This is a genomic window from Ensifer sp. 1H6, assembly GCF_001976035.1.
Taxonomy (GTDB): domain Bacteria; phylum Pseudomonadota; class Alphaproteobacteria; order Rhizobiales; family Rhizobiaceae; genus Ensifer; species Ensifer canadensis.
Genome location: NZ_MOAI01000004.1, coordinates 14,697 through 33,541, shown reverse-complemented (window position 1 = coordinate 33,541; position 18,845 = coordinate 14,697). Strand labels below are relative to the sequence as shown.

20 protein-coding genes are annotated in these 18,845 nt (G+C 62.5%); 13 read left to right on the top strand and 7 right to left on the bottom strand.

Translation table 11 applies throughout. From position 1 onward, the window contains the following. Positions 1–85: 85 nt before the first annotated feature. The 3 genes from BKP54_RS06135 to BKP54_RS06125 are packed head-to-tail and all read left to right on the top strand — an operon-like array spanning position 86 to position 3,106. Complete coding sequence (locus BKP54_RS06135; protein WP_025424662.1) at positions 86–676, top strand: shikimate kinase; 591 nt, start codon at positions 86–88, stop codon at positions 674–676. Continuing rightward, complete coding sequence (aroB, locus tag BKP54_RS06130) at positions 669–1,802, top strand: 3-dehydroquinate synthase (protein ID WP_025424661.1); 1,134 nt, start codon at positions 669–671, stop codon at positions 1,800–1,802. Before BKP54_RS06135 ends, aroB begins: the two co-directional genes overlap by 8 nt. Next, entirely contained in the window at positions 1,799–3,106 is a 1,308-nt protein-coding gene (locus BKP54_RS06125; protein WP_025424660.1) for an HlyC/CorC family transporter, read from the top strand. The genes aroB and BKP54_RS06125 overlap by 4 nt, the downstream gene beginning before the upstream one ends. A 3-nt stretch (positions 3,107–3,109) precedes the next feature. Here the strand turns inward: BKP54_RS06125 and BKP54_RS06120 are convergent, their stop codons facing one another. Then, on the bottom strand, positions 3,110–3,391 hold the full coding sequence (locus BKP54_RS06120; protein ID WP_025424659.1) for a BolA family transcriptional regulator: 282 nt from the start codon (positions 3,389–3,391) through the stop codon (positions 3,110–3,112). 143 nt (positions 3,392–3,534) lie between these two features. Between BKP54_RS06120 and BKP54_RS06115 the strand changes: the two genes are divergently transcribed. The 4 genes from BKP54_RS06115 (at position 3,535) to BKP54_RS06100 (ending at position 8,342) form a co-directional block, all read left to right on the top strand. Continuing rightward, complete coding sequence (locus tag BKP54_RS06115; protein WP_025424658.1) at positions 3,535–4,170, top strand: J domain-containing protein; 636 nt, start codon at positions 3,535–3,537, stop codon at positions 4,168–4,170. A gap of 74 nt (positions 4,171–4,244) precedes the next feature. Beyond that, the gene (cobS, locus tag BKP54_RS06110; RefSeq protein ID WP_025424657.1) at positions 4,245–5,240 is read left to right on the top strand and encodes a cobaltochelatase subunit CobS; all 996 of its coding nucleotides are present in this window, start codon (positions 4,245–4,247) and stop codon (positions 5,238–5,240) included. Between the two features lie 103 nt (positions 5,241–5,343). Further along, entirely contained in the window at positions 5,344–7,239 is a 1,896-nt protein-coding gene (gene cobT, locus BKP54_RS06105) for a cobaltochelatase subunit CobT (protein WP_025424656.1), read from the top strand. A 110-nt stretch (positions 7,240–7,349) separates the two neighbouring features. Beyond that, positions 7,350–8,342 carry an esterase-like activity of phytase family protein gene (locus tag BKP54_RS06100; RefSeq protein ID WP_057221558.1) on the top strand — a complete coding sequence of 331 codons (993 nt, stop codon included), beginning with the start codon at positions 7,350–7,352 and terminating at the stop codon, positions 8,340–8,342. Positions 8,343–8,490: 148 nt separating this feature from the next. On the opposite strand, the gene BKP54_RS06095 is transcribed toward BKP54_RS06100, so the two are convergent. Further along, positions 8,491–9,129, bottom strand: coding sequence for a queuosine precursor transporter (locus BKP54_RS06095; RefSeq protein ID WP_025424654.1), 639 nt, complete (start codon positions 9,127–9,129; stop codon positions 8,491–8,493). A 151-nt stretch (positions 9,130–9,280) separates the two neighbouring features. Beyond that, positions 9,281–9,577, bottom strand: coding sequence for a 50S ribosomal protein L28 (gene rpmB, locus BKP54_RS06090; RefSeq protein WP_025424653.1), 297 nt, complete (start codon positions 9,575–9,577; stop codon positions 9,281–9,283). 389 nt (positions 9,578–9,966) lie between these two features. Here rpmB and BKP54_RS06085 point away from each other — a divergent pair, with 389 nt between their 5' ends. Both BKP54_RS06085 and BKP54_RS06080 read left to right on the top strand, forming a co-directional pair. Then, entirely contained in the window at positions 9,967–10,743 is a 777-nt protein-coding gene (locus BKP54_RS06085; RefSeq protein ID WP_084814314.1) for a DUF3108 domain-containing protein, read from the top strand. A 216-nt stretch (positions 10,744–10,959) separates the two neighbouring features. Continuing rightward, complete coding sequence (locus BKP54_RS06080) at positions 10,960–11,850, top strand: EamA family transporter (RefSeq protein ID WP_025424651.1); 891 nt, start codon at positions 10,960–10,962, stop codon at positions 11,848–11,850. 43 nt (positions 11,851–11,893) lie between these two features. Here BKP54_RS06080 and BKP54_RS06075 read toward each other — a convergent pair whose 3' ends face one another. Together BKP54_RS06075 and gloB are read right to left on the bottom strand one after the other, a co-directional pair. Beyond that, complete coding sequence (locus BKP54_RS06075; RefSeq protein WP_025424650.1) at positions 11,894–12,337, bottom strand: cupin domain-containing protein; 444 nt, start codon at positions 12,335–12,337, stop codon at positions 11,894–11,896. Continuing rightward, on the bottom strand, positions 12,337–13,107 hold the full coding sequence (gloB, locus tag BKP54_RS06070; RefSeq protein WP_084814313.1) for a hydroxyacylglutathione hydrolase: 771 nt from the start codon (positions 13,105–13,107) through the stop codon (positions 12,337–12,339). Before gloB ends, BKP54_RS06075 begins: the two co-directional genes overlap by 1 nt. A 182-nt stretch (positions 13,108–13,289) precedes the next feature. Here gloB and BKP54_RS06065 point away from each other — a divergent pair, with 182 nt between their 5' ends. The 3 genes from BKP54_RS06065 (at position 13,290) to BKP54_RS06055 (ending at position 16,174) form a co-directional block, all read left to right on the top strand. Further along, positions 13,290–14,054 (top strand): class I SAM-dependent methyltransferase, encoded by a 765-nt coding sequence (locus BKP54_RS06065; protein WP_025424648.1) that lies wholly within the window; start codon positions 13,290–13,292, stop codon positions 14,052–14,054. A 90-nt stretch (positions 14,055–14,144) separates the two neighbouring features. After that, a complete protein-coding gene (gene hisC, locus BKP54_RS06060; protein ID WP_057206566.1) occupies positions 14,145–15,251 on the top strand; it encodes a histidinol-phosphate transaminase in 1,107 nt (368 codons plus the stop codon). Further along, positions 15,248–16,174, top strand: a complete 927-nt coding sequence (locus BKP54_RS06055) for a prephenate/arogenate dehydrogenase family protein (RefSeq protein WP_025424646.1) — start codon at positions 15,248–15,250, stop codon at positions 16,172–16,174. Before hisC ends, BKP54_RS06055 begins: the two co-directional genes overlap by 4 nt. 100 nt (positions 16,175–16,274) lie before the next feature. Here the strand turns inward: BKP54_RS06055 and BKP54_RS06050 are convergent, their stop codons facing one another. Next, on the bottom strand, positions 16,275–17,288 hold the full coding sequence (locus tag BKP54_RS06050; RefSeq protein WP_025424645.1) for a DUF2125 domain-containing protein: 1,014 nt from the start codon (positions 17,286–17,288) through the stop codon (positions 16,275–16,277). Between the two features lie 193 nt (positions 17,289–17,481). On the opposite strand from BKP54_RS06050, the gene BKP54_RS06045 reads away from it, so the two are divergent. Then, positions 17,482–18,012, top strand: a complete 531-nt coding sequence (locus BKP54_RS06045) for a gamma-glutamylcyclotransferase (protein ID WP_038575656.1) — start codon at positions 17,482–17,484, stop codon at positions 18,010–18,012. Positions 18,013–18,032: 20 nt separating this feature from the next. On the opposite strand, the gene BKP54_RS06040 is transcribed toward BKP54_RS06045, so the two are convergent. Continuing rightward, positions 18,033–18,824 carry a 1-acyl-sn-glycerol-3-phosphate acyltransferase gene (locus tag BKP54_RS06040; RefSeq protein ID WP_057206564.1) on the bottom strand — a complete coding sequence of 264 codons (792 nt, stop codon included), beginning with the start codon at positions 18,822–18,824 and terminating at the stop codon, positions 18,033–18,035. Positions 18,825–18,845 lie beyond the last annotated feature (21 nt).

Genomic DNA, 18,845 nt, shown 5'->3' with positions numbered 1-18,845 from the left:
AAGAAGCATGCACGGACGCGCGCGACGGCTTGACGCTCCACCCCGATTTGTCGATACCGGAAGGGAATGGGGAATAAGAAGTCCAATGAACGACGTGATCGAACCGGTTTCCGCGACGCTTGCCGAACGGGCGAAGCTTGCGCTCGGTAAACGCAATCTCGTTTTCATCGGCCTGATGGGCGCCGGAAAATCCGCGATCGGCCGGTTGGCGGCGCAGGCGCTCGGCATTCCCTTCGTCGATTCCGACCACGAGATCGAGCGCGTCTCGCGCATGACGATCAGCGATCTCTTTGCCCGCTACGGCGAGGACGAATTTCGGGCGCTGGAAGCACGTGTGTTGAAACGCCTGCTGCGCACCGGCCCCCGTGTCGTTTCCACCGGCGGCGGCGCCTATATCAACGAGCGATCGCGCCGCCAGATCAAGCGCGGCGGCTTGACGATCTGGCTCAATGCCGAATTGGACGTGCTCTGGGAGCGGGTCAACAAGCGCGACACACGTCCTCTGTTGAAGACCGAGAACCCCAAGCAGACGCTCGAAAACCTGATGCGCGCCCGCTACCCGATCTACGCCGAAGCCGATCTGACGGTGATGTCGCGCGATGTGAGCAAGGAGACGATGGTGGAGGACGTTCTCACCGCCGTCATAGATTTCCGGAAAGTGCCAAATGATGAATAGCCATGTGATGCCTGCTGCCGAGCGCAAGGTTCGCGTCGATCTCGGTGATCGTTCCTATGACATTCTGATCGGTCCGGGGCTGATCGCTGCTGCCGGCAACGAGATCGCCTCGCGCCTCAAGGGGCGCAAGGTGGCCGTCATCACCGACGAAAACGTCGGTCCGCGCTATCTCGAACCGCTGATGGCGAGCCTGAAGCAGAGAGACATCGAAGCCGTGTCGCTGGTGTTGCCGGCGGGCGAAAAGACCAAGAGTTTCGAGCATCTCATTCCCGCCTGCGAAGCCATACTCGGTGCACGGATCGAGCGCAACGACGCGGTGATCGCGCTTGGCGGCGGTGTCATCGGCGACCTGACCGGCTTTGCGGCCGGTATCGTGCGTCGCGGCTCGCGCTTCATCCAGATCCCGACATCGCTGCTGGCGCAGGTCGATTCCTCGGTCGGCGGCAAGACCGGTATCAATTCGCCGCACGGCAAGAACCTGATCGGCGTTTTCCACCAGCCGGATCTGGTGCTTGCCGACACGGATGTGCTCGACACGCTGAGCCCGCGCGAATTCCGCGCCGGCTATGCCGAGGTTGCGAAATACGGGCTGATCGACAAGCCGGACTTCTTCGCCTGGCTGGAGAAAAACTGGCAGGCGGTGTTTTCCGGCGGGGCTGCGCGCATCGAGGCAATCGCAGTGAGCTGCCAGGCCAAGGCCGATGTCGTGGCGGCGGACGAGCGCGAGAACGGTTTGCGTGCACTGCTCAACCTCGGCCACACCTTCGGCCACGCGCTGGAAGCCGCCACCGAATACGACAGCGCCCGCCTGGTGCATGGCGAGGGCGTGGCGATCGGCATGGTGCTGGCGCATCAATTCTCGACGCGCATGAACCTTGCGAGCGCCGATGATGCGAGCCGGGTCGAAACGCACTTGAGAGCCGTCGGCCTGCCGACGCGCATGACCGAAATCCCCGGTAGCCTGCCGCCGGCTGAAAAGCTGATGGACGCGATTGCCCAGGACAAGAAGGTCAAGGGCGGCAAGCTCACCTTCATCCTGACCCGGGGCATCGGCCAGTCCTTCGTCGCCGACGATGTGCCGGCCTCCGAGGTCCTGAGCTTCCTGAGGGAAAAGCACCCGCAATGACCGGCGAAGCATTCCTGGCATTTCTCGGCGAATACTGGCTGTCGATTGCCGCGGTCTTCTGCCTGCTATTGTTTTCCGCTTTCTTTTCGGGCTCCGAAACGGCTCTGACTGCGGCTTCGCGCTCGCGCATGCATTCGCTTGAGAACAATGGCGACGAGCGGGCGGGTATCGTCAATCGCCTGATCGAGCGCCGCGATCGGCTGATCGGCGCGCTTTTGATCGGCAACAACCTCGTCAACATTCTCGCCTCGTCCTTGACGACGAGCCTGTTGATCGGCCTGCTCGGCAATTCGGGCGTGGCGATCGCCACGGTCGTCATGACCGTGCTGTTGGTAATTTTTTCCGAAGTGCTGCCGAAGAGTTGGGCGATTGCGTCGCCGGATCGCTTTGCACTTGCCGTCGCGCCGCTGGTTCGCCCCTTCGTCGCCGTGGCCGGGCCGCTGTCGAGCCTTGTCAACGGCATCGTGCGGCGCATCCTGTTTCTCTTCGGCGTCAACCTTTCGTCCGACATGTCGATGCTTTCGGCGCATGACGAGCTGCGCGGCGCAGTCGACCTGCTGCACCGCGAAGGCTCGGTCATCAAGGCCGACCGGGATCGGCTCGGCGGCGTGCTCGATCTCGGGGAACTCGAGATTTCCGACATCATGATCCACCGCACCAATATGCGGGCGATCAACGCCGACGATCCGCCTGAAATCTGCGTGCGCGATATCCTGCAGAGCCCGTTCACGCGCCTGCCGCTGTGGCGGAGCTCCACCGACAACATCATCGGGGTGGTGCATTCGAAAGATCTGCTGCGCGCGCTTGCCGAGCCGGATGTCGAGCCGGAAAACCTCGACATCGTCAAGATCGCGCAGAAACCCTGGTTCGTCCCCGACACGACCAACCTCAAGGACCAGCTCAACGCCTTCCTGCGCCGCAAGCTGCATCTTGCTATCGTCGTCGACGAATACGGTCAGGTTCAGGGACTGGTGACGCTGGAGGATATTCTGGAGGAGATCGTCGGTGATATCGCCGACGAGCACGATCTCGATATCCAGGGTGTTCGCCAGGAGGCAGACGGGTCCATCGTGGTCGACGGCTCGGTGCCGATCCGTGACCTCAACCGTGCGCTCGACTGGTCACTGCCGGATGAGGAAGCGACGACGGTCGCCGGTTTGGTGATCCACGAGTCGAAAAGCATCCCGGAGGAGCGCCAGGCCTTCACCTTCCATGGCAAGCGCTTCATCGTGATGAAGCGGGTGAAGAACCGGATCACGAAACTCAGGATCCGCCCGGCCGAGGACCAGACGCCGATCGGCTGATGCCTACCAGCGCGTCGGCTCACCGGGGGCTGCAGGCTCGACGGCCAGCGCGTGCAGGCCGGCGTCGAGTTCGGGCTTCAACAGGTCGTTGATGGCGCGATGGCGCGCCACTCGGCTCATGCCGGCAAAGGCGTCGGCAACGATGCGGACCCGCATGTGGGTTTCGCCGCCGCCGTCGAAATCAGGTTGATGACCCGCATGCAGGTGGCTCTCGTTGATCACGGCCAGCCGTTCGGGGTGGAAGGCTTCGGTCAATTTCTGTTCGATCGTGTCCCGCAGCGACATTCTTCCGTCCCATTTCCTTGGTTGCTGGATGCCCTTATGTTGGTCGGGTCCGGCAGCGCGGCCTAGGCGGCGCAAAATGCCCGCACAAAGCCAGCAACATTCCGCTTTGTCAATTCTTGTTGTGGCCCCGGCCAACCCCCATAATGAGCGCCATGAGACTCGATTCAAAATACTTCGATCGCATTCGGACACGGCGCAAGGTCGAGCCGCGCGCAGAGCCGGCCGCCCCCACCTGTCAGTGGGACGGCTGCGACAAGAAGGGCGTTCATCGCGCACCCGTCGGCCGCAACGCCGAGGGGCAGTATTTCATGTTCTGCTTCGAGCATGTGAAGGAATACAACAAGGGCTACAACTACTTCTCCGGTCTGTCCGACAGCGAAGTCGCGCGCTATCAGAAGGAAGCGGTGACCGGGCATCGTCCGACTTGGACGGTCGGCGTCAACAAGAATGCCAAGAATAGTCCGACCCAATCGCAGACCCGTTCGGGCTCTGCCGGGGCGCAGGCGCGCATGCGCGATCCCTTCGGGTTCGTCAGTGAGGCAAAAGCGCGCGCCGGCCGTCCTGAGCCGCGCCAGCGCAAGCTGAAGACGCTCGAAGCCAAGGCCTATGAAACGCTCGGCCTTAGCGCTTCGGCGACAGCCAGCGATATCAAGGCGGCCTACAAGGATCTGGTCAAGAAACACCACCCTGATGCCAATGGCGGGGACAGGGGATCGGAGGAGCGTTTTCGCGCAGTAATTCAAGCCTACCAATTGTTAAAACAGGCTGGTTTCTGCTAACAACGCGGATTATTACAGAAGCACTTTTGCAGGCGAATGCGCGGGTGCCGTCCGGTGGCCGCTCTGGAGACATGATGAGCAAGATTGACCTCGACATTTCCAACCTCCCCGACACAACCGTCTCGGTTCGGGACGTTTTCGGCATTGACACGGATTTGCGCGTTCCCGCCTACTCGAAGGCCGACGCCTACGTGCCGGATCTCGATCCGGACTACCTCTTCGACCGCGAAACCACGCTCGCCATTCTCGCAGGCTTTGCCCATAACCGACGCGTGATGGTCTCGGGTTATCACGGAACCGGTAAGTCCACCCACATCGAGCAGGTCGCAGCGCGCCTCAACTGGCCGTGCGTGCGCGTCAACCTCGACAGCCATGTCAGCCGTATCGACCTCGTCGGCAAGGACGCGATCGTCGTCAAGGACGGCCTGCAGGTCACCGAGTTCAAGGACGGCATCCTTCCCTGGGCCTACCAGCACAACGTCGCGCTCGTCTTCGACGAATACGATGCCGGCCGCCCGGACGTGATGTTCGTCATTCAGCGCGTGCTGGAATCCTCCGGCCGCCTGACGCTGCTCGACCAGAGCCGCGTCATTCGTCCGCACCCGGCATTCCGCCTGTTTGCAACCGCCAACACGGTCGGTCTCGGCGATACCACCGGCCTCTACCATGGCACGCAGCAGATCAACCAGGCGCAGATGGACCGTTGGTCGATCGTGACGACGCTCAACTACCTGCCGCATGACAAGGAAGTCGATATCGTCGCCGCCAAGGTCAAGGGCTTTACCGCCGACAAGGGCCGCGAGACGGTATCGAAGATGGTGCGCGTTGCCGATCTTACCCGCGCCGCCTTCATCAATGGCGACCTGTCGACGGTCATGAGCCCGCGTACGGTCATCACCTGGGCCGAGAACGCCTATATCTTCGGCGATATCGCCTTTGCCTTCCGCGTGACCTTCCTCAACAAGTGCGACGAGCTGGAGCGGGCGCTTGTCGCCGAGCATTATCAGCGCGCTTTCGGCATCGAGCTGAAGGAAAGCGCTGCCAACATCGTGCTTGAAGCCACCGCCTGATCCATCGTCCGTCTTTCCCCGGGAAAGGCGGACTTGTGACCCTGTGGCAAACTCGATGATGCCCCACCAGGCATCATCGCATCTGGCTGAAGAAGGAACTGTCGTGAGCTCGAACTCCAAGGCAAAGCCGACCACGCGCGAAAATGCAGCCGAACCGTTCAAGCGGGCGCTTTCCGGCTGCATCCGATCGATCGCGGGCGATGCCGAGGTCGAGGTGGCTTTTGCCAACGAGCGACCGGGCATAACAGGCGAACGCATCCGTCTGCCCGAAATCTCCAAGCGGCCGACGCGGCAGGAACTTGCCGTGACGCGCGGTCTCGGCGACAGCATGGCGCTGCGCAAGGCCTGTCATGACGCACGCGTCCACGCGACGATGTCGCCGCAGGGCGCCGACGCGCGGGTGATCTTCGATGCCGTCGAGCAAGCGCGTGTCGAGGCGATCGGCTCGCTGCGCATGGAAGGCGTTGCCAAGAACCTGAGCTCGATGCTCGAAGAGAAATATTCCAAGGCCAATTTCGGCGCGATCAGCAAGCAGGCCGATGCACCGCTCGGCGAGGCTGTTGCTTTGCTGGTGCGCGAGAAGCTGACCGGCGAGAAGCCGCCGGCATCCGCCGGTAAGGTGCTCGATCTCTGGCGCGACTTCATCGAGGAGAAGGCTGCCGGCGACATCAAGAATCTGTCGTCGACGCTCAACGACCAGCAGGCTTTCGCCCGCGTCGTGCGCGATATGCTGACATCGATGGATGTTGCCGAGAAATACGGCGACGACGACATCGAGCCGGACGAGCAGGAAAGCGAGACCGACGAGGATCAGCCGCGCAGCCAGGAGCAGGACGAAAACGCCAGCGACGAGGAAGCCGGCGACGATGCGGCCCCTGCCGACGAAAACCAGGCTGCTGAAGAGCAGATGGAAGAAGGCGAGATGGACGGCGCGGAGATCTCCGACGACGACCTGCAGGACGAGGGTGACGAGGACAGCGAGACGCCCGGCGAGGTCAAGCGCCCGAACCAGCCGTTTGCCGACTTCAACGAGAAAGTCGACTACACCGTCTTCACCCGCGAGTTCGACGAGACCATCGCCTCGGAAGAGCTCTGCGACGAGGCGGAACTCGACCGGCTGCGCGCGTTCCTCGACAAGCAGCTCTCGCACCTTCAAGGTGCCGTCGGGCGGCTTGCAAACCGGCTACAGCGCCGCCTGATGGCGCAGCAGAACCGCTCTTGGGAGTTCGACCTGGAAGAGGGCTATCTCGACACTGCGCGCCTGCAGCGCATCGTCATCGATCCGATGCAGCCGCTGTCGTTCAAGCGCGAGAAGGATACCAATTTCCGCGATACGGTCGTGACCCTCCTGATCGACAATTCCGGCTCCATGCGCGGCCGGCCGATCACGGTTGCCGCGACCTGCGCCGACATCCTTGCGCGCACGCTGGAGCGCTGCGGCGTCAAGGTCGAGATCCTTGGCTTTACCACCAAGGCGTGGAAGGGCGGGCAATCGCGTGAGAAGTGGCTGGCCGGTGGCAAGCCACAATCGCCGGGCCGCCTCAACGATCTGCGCCATATCATCTACAAGTCGGCCGATGCGCCGTGGCGGCGTGCACGCCGCAATCTCGGCCTGATGATGCGCGAGGGCTTGCTCAAGGAAAACATCGACGGCGAGGCGCTGATCTGGGCGCATGAGCGCCTGATGGCGCGGCGCGAGCAGCGCCGCATCCTGATGATGATTTCCGATGGCGCGCCGGTCGACGACTCGACGCTGTCGGTCAATCCGGGCAACTATCTCGAACGGCACCTGCGTGCCGTGATTGAGCAGATCGAGACGCGCTCGCCGGTCGAGCTTTTGGCAATCGGCATCGGTCACGACGTAACGCGCTATTATCGCCGCGCCGTGACCATCGTCGATGCGGATGAACTGGCCGGCGCGATGACCGAGCAGCTCGCCGATCTGTTCGAAGACGAAAGCATGCGCCGCCGTCCGGGGCGCATGCGCCGCGCTAGCTAATCTTTCGCGAAACCGGGGCGACCGTCTGTCGCCCCGTTCATCCCCTAGGCCGCTGCCGCGGTTGCCATCTCCTCCCCGCCTATTCTGCCCGCCCGAAGGAACTCCCCCAGATGCTTGGCCGCGGTCTCCTCGTTCTTTCCCTGTTGGCCTCGACCGGCGTGGCTTTGGCCGCCGGCGGCAGCGAGACGCTGCCCATTCGCAGCCGGCAGATAGACCCATTCAAGGTCGGCTCCAACCAGACGCGGTTCGGTCAGCTGGAATTCATCGGCGGCCTGGAGATGACGTCTTCCAATGCGCTGTTCGGCGCCGTATCCGCGATCCGATTCCGGCCGGATGGCACCTCCTTCGTCGCCGTCATGGATACGGGGCATTGGCTCGAAGGGGCGGTGATCCGTGATGCGAACGGCAGGCTTTCCGGTCTCACGGACCTGACGGCAACACCGATGGCGGACAGGAGCGGCGCGGTCGGGCTGGAGAAATGGAAGGTGGATTCCGAAGGTCTGGCACTGCGCGAGGGCGAGGTGATCGTCAGCTACGAGCAGGCCCACCGCATCGATATCTACCTGGATCCGGGTTTCTCGACTTCGGGGCCGGTCGGCAGCATGCCGCTGCCATTTCCAACAACCGAGCTGCGCAACAATGGCGGGCTTGAGACCGTGGCGATTTCGCCGAAGGATGGCCCGCTCGGCGGCGCTGCCGTCACCGTGTCCGAGCGCAGCGTCGACAAGGCGGACAATCTTCTGGCAGGCATTCTCGATGGCCCGATGAAGGGCGCCTTTGCCGTTACCCGTACCGATCCCTACGCCGTTACCGACGGCGCTTTCCTGCCCGATGGCGACCTTCTGCTGCTGGAACGTCGGTTCAACTTCGCCTCCGGTCTCGGCATGCGCATCCGCCGCATTCCGGGAGCCAGCATTCGGCCTGGCGCCGTGGTCGACGGCGACGTCATTCTCGAAGCCGACATGGGCTATCAGATCGACAACATGGAGGGCCTCGACGTGGTCGCTGGCGCCAGTGGCGATGTCCGCGTCATCGTCATCTCCGATGACAACCACTCGATCCTCGAGCGCAATCTGATGCTGGAATTCCGCCTGATCAAATGAAAACGGGGCCATTCGGCCCCGTCATCAATCACTTGTTCTGCTGCTGCATGTTTCCTGAAATCGTATTCGATTTAAGGATCAAAACATGCAGCAATTCAAAGTGCTACAGCGACCTTTGCGCGTCTATAAGACGCGCTGCGCTGTAGTATCAGGCTGTCGCCTTGCCTGATGGCATCGGCTTGATCACGCTCATCAGCGCGCCGTAGGGCAAAAGCATGATGATGCCGCAGAGGATCTTCACCGTCAGGTCGCCGAGCGCCCAGGAGATCCAGCGCGGAGCCTCGGTCGCAAGGATGCCGAGCAGCGGTGCTGTCTCCAGCGCAAAGCTGTCATTCGGCCCAAAGAACACGAAGAACGGCGCAAAGGCGAAGGAGAAGAACATGGCCGTGTCGAGCGCCGAGCCGATCAGCGAGCCTGCCAGCGGCGCATGCCACCAGCTCTGGCGGCGGAGCTTGTTGAACACGGAGATATCAAGCAGCTGGCCGAACAGGAAGGCGGAGCCGGAAGCGATGGCGATGCGCGGCGTCGCTGCGAAGAAGGACAGAACGATCGCCACGAGGAAGCCGACAACGACGACACGACGCGCAATGCGCGGGCCGAAATGGCGGTTGGTCAGGTCGGTGACGAGGAACGCGAAGGGATAGCTGAAGGCACCCCAGGTCAGGAGGTCGCCGAGCTGCATGCCGGCGATCGAGCCCGGCAGCGGATACTGAACGAGGAAGTTTGAGGCCACGACCACCAAGGTCATGAACGCGACATAGATGAAGAACGTGCGGTTGATCAGCATTTTTTTATCCTGGGAGATGCCACCAGTTGAGCGGAAGCCAGGCTTGAACGCCGGGCCGATGAAAATCTGCAAATTAAACACGAGAAAAAGGCTTGCCGGATAAACCCGCAAGCCTTTTTAAAGTCGTGTCGAAGACAGACGCTGGCGCTGATTAAGCGGCAGCGGCTTCAGCGTTCTTCTTGACGATCTGACGGCGCAGCAGGCGAGCGCGCATGCTCAGCTCGTTCTCGTCGGCCTTCACGAGGAAAGCGTCAAGACCACCGCGGTGTTCAACCGAGCGGAGAGCCGCTGCGGAAACGCGCAGGCGGAAGCGCTGGCCGAGAGCATCGGAAATCAGCGTGACGTTGCACAGGTTCGGAAGGAACTTGCGCTTGGTCTTGTTGTTGGCGTGGCTGACATTGTTGCCCGACTGGACGCCCTTGCCGGTCAATTCGCAACTACGGGACATGGTACACCTATTCTCTTTATCGCCGCCGGACGATGCGGTAGCGGGCCCAGAGCCCAGGCCGCGTTCCTGTTGGCCATTATTGGAAAGTTGCGGTTCTATAGTCAGAGACAGCCCGCCCGTCAAGCCAAACCTCTTGCATTCTCGGAAAACCGCCGTTTCTCCCGGCTGTTTCTGCATCAGGCAAGCTCGATCGCGGCCACAATAATGCTTCACGCGAGTCATTCCAAGCTGATTTACGATGCGCTATCTGTTGTCCTGCGGATGCAGCAGAGGTCCATGATGCGGTAGCGTTCCGGCCGCCGGATCTGTCGGAAAAGGCGTAGAAAAGCCGTAAACGACCTGCATTCCAAGGCATGGCGACGGCATTCGAGTAATGGATCTCTCAGGGCATGAAGTTGCGCATCGGTTCTCGCGCGGTAGCGCTGTTGTCAGCGGCAATGTTTTCCACAGCATCGCTTGCTGCAGATATCGAACATCAGACGGATTACAGCATCTCGCTTGCCGGTTTGCCGCTTGCGAGAGCGTCGTTCCATACGGCGCTTGTAAAGAATCGCTACACGATATCAGGAACGCTGCATTCGGCCGGCCTCGTCGACATTTTCAGCCGGACTTCGGGGCAGACCCGTGTTTCCGGCGTCATCGGCCGCGACTATCTGCGCGCAAACGAATATTCGATGTCCTATCGCAGCGGCAAGAAGGGCCGGGCGATCAGCGTCACCTACAGCAACGGCAACGTCGTGCATGCCAGCATGAATCCGAAGCGCACGCCGCTGCCGAAGAACTGGGTGCCGGTGACCTCGCGCGACATGCGCAACGTGCTCGATCCCTTGTCCGGCCTTATCATTCCCGGTAATGCCCGCGTCTGCCCCAATACCCTTCCGATCTTCGACGGCGAATCGCGTCTCGACATCAAGCTGTCGGCGAGGGGGACCAGGCCGTTCAAGACCAAGGGATTCGAAGGCGAGGTGATCGTCTGCGGCATCCGCTTTGTTCCGAAGGCGGGCTACAAGAAGGGGCGCGAAGACGTCGAATATCTCAGGCAGCTGCAGACCATGGAAATCTGGTTTGCCAAATCTGATGTCGTCGATGTCTATGCGCCCGTCTATGTGCGCATCCCGACCAAGCTTGGCCCCGTGACGGTTTCCGCGACGCGATTCGGCGGTTGATCCACCGAATGGTGGAGATTATCACTAACATTTCACGCCGAGTACTAACATTTCGCGCCGAGTCGTGATTTTATCCGCGCCGGTTTCCGCTACAGCGCAGCGCGTCAAACGTGACGTGCTGCGCTGTAGCGCTTGAAGCTTGCTGCATAATTTTCTCCTTAAATCGATTCCGATCTAAGGAATTATGCAGTTGGAGGCTGCACGAGGGGATAAGACATGAAATTCAAGGCAACGTTGATCGGTGCAACCGCCATTTTGATGTGGTCGCTCCTGGCGCTGTTTACCGCTGCATCCGGCAAGATGCCGCCGTTCCAGTTGTCAGCCATCTGTTTCCTCATCGGCAGCATTCCGGGGGTCGTCGTTCTCGCGCTGAAGCCGGAGCGGCTGGCGCTGTTGAAGCAGCCGGCGAAGGTCTGGATCACCGGCATCGCCGGTCTTTTCGGTTATCACTTTCTCTACTTTACCGCACTTCGCAACGCGCCGGCTGTCGAAGCCGGTCTGATCGCCTATCTCTGGCCGCTGCTGATCGTCGTCGGCTCTGCCCTATTGCCGGGCGAGCGGCTGCGCTGGTACCACGTTGCCGGCGCTTTTGCCGGCCTGATGGGAACGATCATGATCATCGCCCGCAACGGTATCGCCTTTGACGACGCCTATCTGATGGGGTACGGCGCAGCCCTGCTGTGCGCCTTCACCTGGTCCGGTTATTCGCTGCTGACGCGCCGCTTCGAGGCGGTCTCGACCGACGTCGTCACCGGCTTCTGCCTGGCGACATCGCTTCTCTCGTTCGTCTGCCATCTTGGTCTCGAGACGACCGTCTGGCCGGAAACGACGTTCGAGTGGCTGGCGGTTGCGGGCCTCGGCCTGCTGCCGGTCGGTGCCGCCTTCTATGCCTGGGACTTCGGCGTCAAGAACGGCAATATCCAGCTGCTCGGCGTTGCCAGCTACGCCGCACCGGTTCTGTCGACGCTGATCCTCATCCTGTTCGGTTTTGCCGAGCCGTCATGGCGTATCGCCGCCGCATGCCTTTTCGTGACGGGCGGCGCGGTGCTGGCGGCCAAGGACATGATCTTTCGTAAGGCGCGCACGGCGGTGCAGCCGGCAGAGTAACCTTCCGGGCGGAAAACCGCTTCACACTTTTCCTGAAAATGCTCTATTTCTCAGGCGGCGCCCAGTCGGGGGCCGCCATCTCGAAGACTGAGAAATCGAAGCCCGGCGCCACCGTGCAGCCGACAAGCGTCCAGTCGCCGAGCGAGACGGCGGATTGCCACCAGTTGGGCGGCACGAGCCCCTGTGGGCGCTCGCCGCCGAGAATGCCGGGGCCGAGGCGCAGAACCGTTGCAGGCTCGCTGTCGGCGGCAATGCTGAGCTCCAGCGGCGCGCCAGCATAGTGATGCCAGACCTCGGCGGCGTCACGTACCCGATGCCAGTGCGAGCGCTCGCCGCGCTCCAGCAGATAGTAGATCGCCGTCGAGTGGCCGCGCGGCCCGCCGTTGGCGTCGCGGAAGGTCTGCACATACCAGCCCCCTTCGGGGTGGCGCGTCAGCCCAAGGATCTCGATGATGGCGGCCGGCGTCAGTTCCTGATCGGCCGTCATCAGAAATTATCCTTGCGCTTGCGGATTTCGGCAAAGACAGCCGCATCGGTCGCCCCTTTCATGCCGAGATGCGCGCGGATCTTCGGGTCGGCGGCGCGCAGGAACGGGTTGGTGCGCCTTTCGAGGCCGATGGTCGTCGGCGCCGTAAAGCCGCCATCGCAGCGGGTTTCTTCGATCTCGGCCGCACGCTCCCTCAATGCATCATTGTCCGGGTCGATCGTCACGGCGAAATGGGCGTTCGACAGCGTGTATTCGTGGCCGAAATAAACAGTAGTGTCGTCGGGCAGGGCGAGAAGTCGGCTGAGCGACTGCCACATCGTTTCCGGCGTTCCCTCGAACAGGCGGCCGCAGCCGAGCGCAAACAGGGTGTCGGCGGCAAAGAGCAGCTTATCCTCAGGAAGGTGGAAACAGATATGGCCGGCGGTGTGGCCGGGCGTCTCGATGACGTCGACCGGGTGGCCGGCAAAATCGAAGCGTTCAGCGTGACGCACGCTCCTGTCGATGCCGGGGATATTGGCCGCCTCTGCCGCCGGCCCGATGATGGTGGCGCCGAAACGATCCTTGAGCGCGACGTTGGCCGCGACATGGTCTCCGTGGTGATGGGTGGTGAGGATATGGGTGAGCGTCCAGCCACGCCGCTCCAGGGCCTCCAGGATCGGCTGCTCCTCGGGCGCGTCGATCGAGGCGGTGGCGCCGCTTACCGGATCGTGCAGCAGCACGCCGAAATTGTCGGTGCGGCAAAGAAAGAGGTCAAGTTCGAGCGCGGCCATGGCGTGTCTTCCGATCGGGCTTCTGCTGCAGGCGCCTTCGATCGCGGTCGATCAAAGGACAAATCATGCGGCGAGTTTAACGCTACAGCGCCCCTTTGCACGCTCTATGAGCATGCGGTGCTGTGGTGACTGCCGCCGAATGTAGCGAGGCTTGCCTTGAAGTCTACCGCTTCAAGGCTAACATGTTGCGCATGCACACCGATATCGTCGACCTCCGAGAATTCTATCACTCCGAACTGGGCCGCATGGCCGAACAGTCCGTCACCATTGCGCTGTCTTCGGTCTGGGCGCGCCTGCCCGAGGAGCGGCTTGTCGGGCTCGGCTATGCCGTGCCCTATCTCGAGCGTTTCCGGAAGGACACGGAGCGGACCTTTGCTTTCATGCCGGCGGGGCAGGGGGCGGTGAACTGGCCGGTTGCCGAGTTGTCGTCGACCGCGCTGGTGTTCGACGAGGAATTGCCGCTGCCCGATTCTTCCATCGACCGGGTTCTGATGGTGCATTCGCTGGAATTTGCCGAAAGCCCGCGCGAGACGATGAAGGAGATCTGGCGGGTGCTGGCGCCGGGCGGCCGGCTGGTGATCGTCGTGCCCAATCGTCGTGGTGTCTGGGCGCGCATGGAGCATACGCCGTTCGGCTCGGGGCGGCCCTATTCGCGCGGTCAGCTGACGGCGCTTCTGCGCGAGACGAACTTCACACCCGGCGCCTCGTCGGAGGCACTGTTCTTCCCGCCGTCGAAGCTGAAGATGATCCTGCGCCTGCGCCGGGGCTTCGAGCGGCTTGGCCGCTCGCTCTGGCCGGTCTTCTCGGGCGTGATCGTGGTGGAGGCGCAGAAGCGGCTTTATCAGGGCCTGCCGGTTGCCGCGCGTGCGTCGCGGCGCGTGTTCGTGCCGGTGCTGGCGCCACAGGGTATCCCGAGCACCCGGGAGCGCCCGCGCGCCCAGCCTTGATCGCCACTCTGCCGGGCTTGCCGACCCTCGACAAATGCCGATTGCGCCGGTATTGGCTTGGCCTCATTTCCTGCCTTGAAAGCTGATCCGATGAGCCTTGCCTCGAAGAGCCCGCAGCCGCGTCCCGGCATTCTGGACATTGCCGCCTATGTGCCCGGCAAGGAGCATGCCCCCGGTGTCGCCAAGGTCCACAAGCTCTCGTCCAACGAGACGCCACTCGGCGCCAGCCCCAGGGCGATCGAGGCCTTCCAGGCCGCGGCCTTCAACCTGGAGCGCTACCCCGACGGCCAGGCCCAGGCGCTGCGCGCGGCGATCGGTGCTGTGCACGGGCTCAACCCGGCAAACATCCTGTGCGGCAACGGCTCGGACGAACTGCTCGGTCTCCTGTGCCACACCTATCTGGCGCCCGGCGACGAAGGCATCATCACGGAGCACGGGTTCGTGGTCTACAAGATCCAGATCATGGCCGCCGGCGGTACGCCGGTCATGGTCAAGGAGCGCAACGCGACCGTCGACGTCGATGCCATTCTCGCGGCGGTCACCGAGCGCACGAAGATCGTCTTCATCGCCAATCCGGCGAACCCGACTGGAACCTATATTCCCGTCGACGAAGTTCGCCGTCTGCATGCGGGCCTGCCCGAGGGCGTGCTTCTGGTGCTCGATGCCGCCTATGCCGAATATGTTCGGCGCAACGATTATGCGGCCGGGCTCGAACTGGTGTCGGCCAACCGCAACGTCGTCATGACCCGGACGTTCTCCAAGATCTACGGTCTTGCCGGTCTGCGTATCGGCTGGATGTACGCTCCGCCGCAAGTGATCGACGCGGTCGATCGCGTGCGCGGGCCGTTCAACCTCAGTGCGGCGGCGATTGCAGCCGGTGCCGCGGCCGTGCGCGATCAGGCCTTCGTCGCTGAGGCGGTCGACCATAACCTCGTCTGGCTGGAGCGTGTCAGCCGCGCGGTGGAATCGATCGGTCTCACGATCACGCCATCGGTTACCAACTTCGTGCTCATCCATTTCCCGGACGAGGACGGCATGCGTGCGAACGACGCGGATACGTTCCTCACTCATCGCGGCTACATCCTGCGTGCGATTGCGGCCTACGGCTTTCCCAATGCCCTGCGCATGACCATCGGCTCGCAGGAAGCCAATGAGGGCGTGATCGCGGCACTGACAGAATTCATGGGACGGAAATGATGACACAGCAGTTTGAAACGATCGCACTTATCGGCATCGGCCTCATCGGCTCATCGATCGCCCGGGAAATCCGAGACAAGCAGCTCGCCCAAACCCTGGTGATCTCGACCCGCAGCGAAGCGACGCTTTCGCGCGCCGAGGAGCTTGGCCTTGGCGATCGCTATACGCTGTCGGCTGCCGATGCGGTGCGCGGTGCCGATCTCGTCATCGTGTCGGTGCCTGTCGGTGCGTCCGGTGCGGTGGCCGCGGAAATCGCCGCCCACCTGAAGCCTGGCGCGATCGTCACCGATGTCGGCTCGACCAAGGGCTCGGTCATCGCCCAGATGGCGCCGCATCTGCCCGCCACGGTTCATTTCGTGCCAGGGCATCCGATCGCCGGTACCGAGCATTCCGGTCCGGACGCCGGCTTCGTCGGCCTCTTCCGCGGTCGCTGGTGCATCCTGACGCCGCCGGACGGCCAGGACGAGGAAGCGATCGCGCGGCTGCGGCTGTTCTGGGAAACGCTTGGTTCTATGGTCGAGCAAATGGATGCCGAGCATCACGACAAGGTGCTGGCGATCGTCTCGCACCTACCGCACATCATCGCCTACAACATCGTCGGCACGGCGGACGATCTGGAAGCGGTGACCGAATCCGAAGTCATCAAATATTCCGCGTCCGGTTTCCGCGACTTCACCCGCCTGGCCGCGTCCGACCCAACCATGTGGCGCGACGTCTGCCTGCACAACAAGGACGCGATCCTCGAAATGCTGTCGCGGTTTTCCGAGGACCTCGCCTATCTGCAGCGGGCAATCCGCTGGGGCGACGGCGACAAGCTGTTCGATCTCTTCACCCGCACCCGCGCGATCCGGCGGTCGATCATCCAGGCAGGTCAGGACACGGCCATGCCGGACTTCGGCCGTCACGCGATGGATCAGAAGTAGCCGATAAACGAAAGAGCCCGGGGCGTGGATCATCCACGCCCCGGGCTCTTTGTATTCTCGCGAAGGCCGCCAGAGCGAGCGGCTTTTCGCTGCACCGGGATCAGAGCGTCGGCAGCACGCCGATCGGGATGAAGGCGAGGAAGGCGGTGCCGTCGCGCACGTTGAGCTTGACTGTCGCCTCGTTCTTGCCGTTGGCCAGCGCCTTCAGCATGTTGGCCGTGTTGTTGACCAGGTTCGCATCGTCGGGGATCAGCGTGACCAGGTTTGTGCGCCAGGCGTCGATATTGGTCATCGTCAGCGAAAACTCGCCGGAGATCAGCCCCTGGTCGTTGACCGAGAAGGGGCCCGACAGCTTGGCGTTCATGCCCGAGCCAAGGTCGACTGTCATCTGGCGCAGTTCGCCCTTGCTCCCGCGCAGCATCGCCGGCGTCGGGATGCCGGAGCCCATCCAGCTCGCCTTGTCGACAAAGGTGAGGTCGGCGGCAAGATTGGCGGGTGGCGCGAAGCTTGCGCCGTTCTCAGGACGAAGATCGAGCTTGTCGACGCTCAAGGCCGCATCGAGATCGTTGCCGTTCTGACGCAGGTGCATTTCGCCGTGGCTGGCGCCGAAGCCGAAGCTGTCGCCGGTCAGCGGCAGGCGCACGGTGCCGGTCAGGTTGTCATAGGTCAGCGAACTGCGGTCGAGCCCGGAAAGGGTCGCCCTGACGCTTGCATGCAGCAGCGTCCAGTCGGCCGAGACATTGAGGTCGGGCGAAACGCGCAGTTCGGCCGGACCATCGAGCTCGATGATCGCATGGCTGGGCTGGTAGACTTGTGCCGCGGTCCGAAGCGCGCCGAAGGAGGCGGAGGCACCGCGGCGGGTGTCGTCGAGATTGACCTTGTCGCAGAACAGGCCGATGCGGAACGGGAAGCCGCGCACGTCCATGTTCGTGCACTCGCCGCCGAGCCCGTTTGCCCGGCCGTCCGCGAGCTGGGTCGTCAGGCGCTTCTCGACCTGGTCGGCGACGGCATACCAGCCGGCCGAATAGGCGGCACAGACGATCACTATGCCGGCGATAAGCCAGCGAAACTTCCGGCTGACCGGCGAGGGATTGGCGACTGCGGTTGCGGTCATGGTAACGCGTACTCCACCAAACTCAGATCGCGGCCGCCTTTCGGGTGGCGCCGCCGATCCTGCTTATTATCTTTCATTCTATGCACGGGAACGACTTGTCTCTTCCGTGCCGAGATGCTGTGCCGTAGAAAAACCGACATGGCTGGCCACCGATGAGCCGACGATTCGGCGATGAGCAGACAGCGCGGATTGAATGACAGTGGATATGGACGAATTTTGGGTCTTTGGCTACGGGTCGCTGATGTGGAACCCGGGCTTCCGGTTCGAGGAAAGATCGACGGCGCGGGCATTTGGCTATCGTCGGTCGCTTTGCGTGCGCTCTTGGGTGCATCGCGGTACTCAGCAGCGGCCGGGCCTGGTGCTCGGGCTCGACTATGGCGGCTCGTGCATCGGCGCGGCTTTTCGCATCGACAACGGCGAGAGGGCGGCGGTGATCGACTATTTGCGGGAACGCGAGCTTGTCACGCATGTCTACAAGGAAAAGACGATGCCGGTGCAGCTTGCCGACGGGCGGCGGGTTCCGGCGCTGACCTATGTGATCGACCGCGCCCATGTGCAGTATGCCGGAGCGCTGAGCGCTCCGGAGGCTGCGGCGATCGTCGCCGTCTCGTCGGGAAAGTCGGGTCCGAACAGCGAATACGTGTTCAACACGCTTGCCCACCTCAAGGAGATGGGCATTCGCGACCATTGGCTGGAAGAGGTCGTGGCGACCCTTAACGCATAATGTCCGGGATCAGGCTCGGTTTAGCCGCGGCCCATCGCCTTCAGTTCGGCAAGGCGCTGCTTTGCCGTCGGCGGCAGCGGCAGATGCGGGTTGTTTCTGACCGTCTCGATCAGAAGCTCGTCGCTTGCCGTCTCGGTCACCTCGATCAGCCTGGCGAGGAACTCGTCCGGATCGAGGCCCGCCTCGATCGGCGGCAGCACGCGAACCTTGAAATGGCCGGGGAAACGCAGAAACTTGCGGCGCGGCCAGAACAGGCCTGGATGCATGGCGACGGGCACAACAGGCACGTTGAGGTCACGGTAAAGTCGGGCGATGCCATATTTATAGTGCGGCGGTGCGCCGGGCGGCCTGCGGGTGCCTTCGGGATAGATGATCAGTTCTCGGCCGGACGCCATTTCCTGCTTGGTCCGATCCATGACTTCGGTCATGGCCCGGCCACGCGCGGCACGGTTCACCGGCACCATGCGCTGCTTGCGGACGTACCAGCCGAAGAGCGGGATCCAGGTCAGTTCGCGCTTGAGAATGAAGAAGGGATCGTTGAGCCAGGGCAGGAGCGCATAGACATCCCAGAACGACTGGTGCTTGGGCGCGAAGATGTAGCCGCTCTTGGGGATGTTCTCCAAGCCCTCGATCTCGAAGGTCGTGCCGACAATCTTTTTGAACAGCCAATGATTGCTGCGCGCCCAGTTCTTCGGAACGAACCAGGCCTTCTTCCGCGACACCAGAAAATAGGCCGGCGTGAAGACAATCATCTGCAGGATCAGATTGACGTAGAAGACCAGATTGAAAAGGACCGAACGCAGGACGATCATCAGCAGGCTCTCGAGGCGAGT